The sequence below is a fragment of the Xanthobacter autotrophicus genome, from assembly GCF_030015065.1.
Taxonomy (GTDB): Bacteria; Pseudomonadota; Alphaproteobacteria; order Rhizobiales; family Xanthobacteraceae; genus Xanthobacter; species Xanthobacter autotrophicus_D.
The window spans coordinates 1-1,763 of sequence record NZ_JAIVFN010000249.1; the positions used below are offsets into that span (position 1 = coordinate 1).

The window sequence follows — 1,763 nt, forward strand, 5'->3', positions numbered from 1 at the left end:
GGGGAAGGCGGCGGATATGGACGTCGCAGAGGGCCTATTCGGCCGTGACAACGGATTTGAAACCGGAGTTCGCTGGGCTCTCAGCATTCCGGCACGTTGACCGCGAGGCCGCCTTGCGAGGTTTCCTTGTATTTGGACTGCATGTCGGCGCCGGTCTGGCGCATGGTCTCGATCACCTGGTCGAGGGAGACGTGGTGGATGCCGTCGCCCCTGAGCGCCAGCGAGGCGGCGGCGATGGCCTTGTTCGCCCCGAAGGCGTTGCGCTCGATGCAGGGGATCTGCACCAGCCCGCCGATGGGATCGCACGTCATGCCGAGATGGTGCTCCATGGCGATTTCGGCGGCGTTCTCGATCTGCGCCGGGCTTGCCCCCAGCACCGCCGCGAGCCCCGCCGCCGCCATGGAGGCGGCCGAGCCCACCTCGCCCTGGCAGCCCACCTCGGCGCCGGAAATGGAGGCGTTGCGCTTGATGAGCGCGCCCACCGCCGCCGCCGTCAAAAGGAAGGCGTGGAGCTGAACGTTCGTGGTCTCAGGGCAGATGTCGCGCACATAGCGCAGCACCGCCGGCACGATGCCCGCCGCCCCGTTGGTGGGCGCGGTGACGATGCGCCCGCCGGCGGCATTCTCCTCGTTCACCGCCATGGCGAATACCGAGACCCAGTCCATGATCTCGTGGGGCGGGCGGGTGTTGGTGAGGCGGTCCGCTTCCAGCTTCTCGTGGATGGCCTTGGCGCGCCGCTTCACCCTGAGCCGGCCGGGCAGGGCGCCGTCGCGGGCCAGCCCCCGGTCGATGGAAGCGAACATGGCGTCAAGGATGGCGTCGAGGCCCCGCTCCACGTCGGCGCGGGGGCGCAGGGCGCATTCGTTCGCCATCTGGAGGCCGGCGATGGAAAGGCCCGCGCGGGCGCAGGCGGAGAGCAGTTCCGCCGCCGTAGCGAAGGGGTGGGGCACGTCGCGGGCCGGCGCCTCGCGCGCCTCGCCCTCCTCCACCACGAAGCCGCCGCCGATGGAATAGAACACGCGCTCGTCCAGCATCGTGCCGTTTTCACCGAACGCGCGGAAGCGCATGCCGTTGGAGTGCAGGGGCAGGAGCGTCGCGAAATCGAAGATCAGGTCGCGCTCGGCATCGAAGGCGATGCGGGCGCAGCCCACCTCGATGAATTTCTTGATGGCGAGGCGGGCGGTGAGCACCGGCACCTCGTCCGGGTCGAGGGTATCGGGCGAAGCGCCCATGAGGCCGAGGCAGATGGCGGTGTCGGAGCCATGGCCCTTGCCGGTCCAGGCCAGTGAGCCGAACAGTTCCGCCGTGACGCGCCGCGCGCCCTGCGGCAGGGCCTCGCGAAACCGCCGCGCCGCCACCATGGGCCCCACCGTGTGCGACGAGGACGGGCCGATGCCGATCTTGAAGAGGTCGAACACGCTGATCATCCGTTGCCTCGTTCGTGGGGTGGGGTGCTGTGTTGGGCAACGCCGTTTCGGCGCGCGCCGGTCCGTTCTCTTTCCCGCGCTTGGGAAAGGGTCTCGCGAAGTCGAAACGTGGTCTGAAACAGAGCGCGGTTACTCCCTACTCCCGCTTGCGGGAGAGGGTTCCGATTGTTCCCGGTCACAGCTGCGGCCCTCCCATCCCGTCACCACCGCGATGTAGTCGAAGGCGCCGGGATCGCCGAGGTCGGCGGTGGGCTGGATGTCGATGCCGCAGGACGAGCGCGCCGGGCGCCGGCCGGGGCTCATCACCTGCCAGGAACAGCCGATGGGGCGCGAGCG

The 1,763-nt window shown here is 69.4% G+C and carries 1 protein-coding gene and 1 pseudogene; both read right to left on the reverse strand.

Going from position 1 to position 1,763, the window contains the following annotated elements; all coding sequences use genetic code 11:
* Positions 1 to 80 precede the first annotated feature (80 nt).
* On the reverse strand, positions 81 to 1,427 hold the full coding sequence (locus tag K9U40_RS22840) for an L-serine ammonia-lyase (RefSeq protein ID WP_282892380.1): 1,347 nt from the start codon (positions 1,425 to 1,427) through the stop codon (positions 81 to 83).
* Between the two features lie 129 nt (positions 1,428 to 1,556).
* Positions 1,557 to 1,763, reverse strand: a pseudogene (locus K9U40_RS22845) (hypothetical protein); the annotation flags it as partial.

Bases quoted from the DNA above. Each gene is read 5' to 3' on its own strand.
- K9U40_RS22840 (WP_282892380.1), bottom strand. From the start codon at position 1,427: ATGATCAGCGTGTTCGACCTCTTCAAGATCGGCATCGGCCCGTCCTCG.